Source organism: Siccirubricoccus soli, assembly GCF_024178315.1.
Classification (GTDB): Bacteria; Pseudomonadota; Alphaproteobacteria; order Acetobacterales; family Acetobacteraceae; genus Siccirubricoccus; species Siccirubricoccus soli.
The window spans coordinates 1-228 of record NZ_JAMZIK010000242.1; the positions used below are offsets into that span (position 1 = coordinate 1).

General features: G+C 82.5%; 1 protein-coding gene. It reads left to right on the forward strand.

Translation table 11 applies throughout. From position 1 onward, the window contains the following. Positions 1-228 (forward strand): hypothetical protein (locus tag NJ376_RS27470; RefSeq protein ID WP_252956546.1); only part of this gene is annotated, 228 nt, incomplete at both ends.

The following is a 228-nucleotide window of genomic DNA, read 5'->3' on the forward strand; positions in this document are numbered from 1 at the left end:
GGCTCCGCCTGGCCGGAGGTCGCCTGGCGCTTCAGCGACATCGCCCCGGGCGGCTTCCCGGCGGAGCTGATCTGGCGGCCCGCCCGCCCCGGCCTGTTCTGGACGGCGGAGCCGGCGCCGCCGGAGCTGCCGGCGTCGAGAAGGCTGGCGGCGGCGCTCCGGCGCCTGCGCCGCCTCGGCGCGCCCGCCCTGCCGCCCGGCCTTCGTGCCCTGGCGTGGCGCGCCGCC